This is a genomic window from Streptomyces sp. NPDC005195 (assembly GCF_040608315.1).
Classification (GTDB): domain Bacteria; phylum Actinomycetota; class Actinomycetes; order Streptomycetales; family Streptomycetaceae; genus Streptomyces; species Streptomyces kaempferi.
Genome location: NZ_JBEXHZ010000246.1, coordinates 1 through 2,342, shown reverse-complemented (window position 1 = coordinate 2,342; position 2,342 = coordinate 1). Strand labels below are relative to the sequence as shown.

Below are 2,342 nucleotides of genomic sequence, written 5' to 3'. Positions count from 1 at the left end.
CGTGGGCAGGTCGGACTCCTCTGGCCGCATCGCCTTCGGACGGAGCCCCCGCCCATGTCCCGGGACCGGAGCGGCCCCGGAGGAGCGAGCTCGCGGGCAACGTGCCCAGATCCGCGAGCCTGCGCATCACCGAATCCCCCCAGGGGTTCGCCCAGGCACGCGACTTCACCCGCCGCACCCTTGGCCGCTGGGCGCTGGTCGACCGCAGTGACGACGCCGTCCTCGTCGTCACCGAACTGGCCACCAACGCGGTGCTGCACGCGGCTCCGCGGGCAGGTGCCGGCCAGACGGGAGTGTGGCTGAAGCTGACCCTTCGCCGCACCCACCTCGTATGCGCCGTCACCGATCAGAGCGACAGTCCGCCCACGTGTCCCCGCACGGACGGCGCTCTGGAGGTCCACGGTCGCGGACTGCGCATCGTCGAGGCGCTGTCCGAGCACTGGGGCTGGACCCTCTCACCCGCGGGCAAGACCGTCTGGGCCATGCTGCCGGCACTTCCCCGGCCCACGCCCTCGGCCTGGCACGGCCTGACATGACGCACGCCGCGGCGGCGGAGCGTCCCGTCGCACCTCATCCCGGAACTCCTCGCGCGGGAGCGGACATGGAGACAACCCTGAAAGACCTCGAACGCGTCCCCTGGCGCGAGCTCCAGGACTCCACCGGAGCGGCCACGGCCATCCCCACGCTGCTCACCGCCATCACGTCCGGCGACGAGGAGACCGCCGTCGACGCGCTCGCACGTCTGAGGCAGCGCATCTGCCAGTACGGCTTCGTCGTGGACCAGGCGACCGCCGCCACGGTCCCCTTCCTGTGGGAGCTCGCCCAGCTTCCCCAGGTCGCCTGCCGCGTGCAGATCCTCCGGCTCCTGAAGAACATCGCCGACGCCCGCCAGTGGGAGAGCACGGCCATGGCCTACCCCAAGCTGCTCAACCGCCGTGAGAACTACGTGGGCTGGGAGCGCGAGGCGCGCCGAGCCGTACGGGAGCATCGCGGGACCCTCCAGCGCCTGCTCGCGGAGCCGGACAAGGACGTCGTCCAGGCGACGAGGGACCTCGCCTCCGCCCTGGCCGACTGACAGCCGCCCTCGAGTCGACCCCGCTGATCACTCCACGGCCCGGACTCGGCCGACCCTGTCGCCCGGCGCCATCCGGTACGACGCCGGCTCCGAGGCGGCCGGCAGCCGCGCGATCAGCGCCTCCGAGCCACCGCCGCAGGTGCTTCACCAGATCCACGTCCCGGCCCAGAGATCAGGCACCAGGCACGGTCCTGCCGCCGCCACGGGTCCGGCAACCCTGCGGACTCCTGCGCGCCCCGGACACCGGGTCCGCCGTACTCGGCGGCATCGTGACGGCCACCTTCCGCCCCGATCGGCTCGTGCCAGTCCATGCCGATCCATGCCGGTCCATGCCGATCCGTGCCAGTCCGCGCCCGGTGCCATCAGGCGACAGGCGACCACGTGGTGATTCCCGCCTGGTCACAGCTCGGTAGGCACGGGCACACCGGGCTTTCCCGCTCCGGGTCACGGACTTCGGTCGCTCGATGCCTCAGTGCAGGACGATGGGGGCGATGTCGATCGTCCCGTCGTGGTTGTCATACAGACAGAAGGTCGTCTTCATGGGGATGTCGAAGACCACGCCCCCTGTCGCCACACACTCGGCCTTGGTGACCGCGGGCCGGGAGGCGGCGTCGGCGGCGGCCCCCGTGGCGAGGATGAGGCCGAGAGCCCCGAGAGTCGCGGCCGTGACCACGGCAGCAAAGCGAGAGCGCATATCTGTCTCCTTCTCCTGATGATCCGTACTTCGACTTCGGCAGGAGAAAGCCTGCGGCACTCGTCACGAGGAATTCCCTAGTGTGGGAACACGCCGGGGCGGCCGGGCACGGGGCGGCCAGGCACGTCATGACTGCGGACGGCCGCTTCCCCGCACCAAGCGGAAGGCCGTGGACAACCGGCCGACAGCAACCGTACGGCCCGGGCCTGTGACGTGTGTCACCGGAACCCCGCCGGGGTGGCGGACAGGGAACAGAGGTGACCACAGAGATGCGGACCCGGATACGGGCCGGGGATCCAGAGGCCTTCGGGGGTCTCTTCGACCGCTACGCCCGCACCGTCTACAACCACGCCTTCCGCCTCACCGCCGACTGGTCGGTCGCGGAGGACGTCATGTCGGCGACGTTCATGGAGGCCTGGCGGCTGCGCGACCGGGTCGACCCCGAGGGCGGCTCGCTGCGTCCCTGGCTGCTGGGCGTCGCCACCAATATCGCGCGCAACCCCTGCCGCGGCAACCGCCGATACCGGGCGGCTGCCGCTGCCGCGCTCCGCGAGTCGGCCGACGTGCCCGACC

General features: G+C 71.4%; 4 protein-coding genes. 3 read left to right on the top strand and 1 reads right to left on the bottom strand.

What is annotated here, in order from left to right; translation table 11 throughout:
* Both ABZV34_RS38585 and ABZV34_RS38580 read left to right on the top strand, forming a co-directional pair.
* The coding region (locus ABZV34_RS38585) for an ATP-binding protein (protein WP_356287689.1) at positions 1-536 on the top strand (536 nt) is incomplete at its 5' end.
* Positions 537-601: 65 nt separating this feature from the next.
* Positions 602-1,075 carry a hypothetical protein gene (locus ABZV34_RS38580; protein ID WP_356287686.1) on the top strand — a complete coding sequence of 158 codons (474 nt, stop codon included), beginning with the start codon at positions 602-604 and terminating at the stop codon, positions 1,073-1,075.
* A gap of 469 nt (positions 1,076-1,544) precedes the next feature.
* Here ABZV34_RS38580 and ABZV34_RS38575 read toward each other — a convergent pair whose 3' ends face one another.
* On the bottom strand, positions 1,545-1,769 hold the full coding sequence (locus tag ABZV34_RS38575) for a hypothetical protein (protein ID WP_356287683.1): 225 nt from the start codon (positions 1,767-1,769) through the stop codon (positions 1,545-1,547).
* A 269-nt stretch (positions 1,770-2,038) separates the two neighbouring features.
* Here ABZV34_RS38575 and ABZV34_RS38570 point away from each other — a divergent pair.
* Positions 2,039-2,342: sigma-70 family RNA polymerase sigma factor (locus ABZV34_RS38570; RefSeq protein ID WP_356287692.1), on the top strand; the 304-nt coding region annotated here is incomplete at its 3' end.

What these genes read in the sequence shown, in the direction of transcription:
- ABZV34_RS38580 (WP_356287686.1), top strand. Translation starts at nt 602, where the DNA reads ATGGAGACAACCCTGAAAGACCTCGAACGCGTCCCCTGGCGCGAGCTC.
- ABZV34_RS38575 (WP_356287683.1), bottom strand. Translation starts at nt 1,769, where the DNA reads ATGCGCTCTCGCTTTGCTGCCGTGGTCACGGCCGCGACTCTCGGGGCT.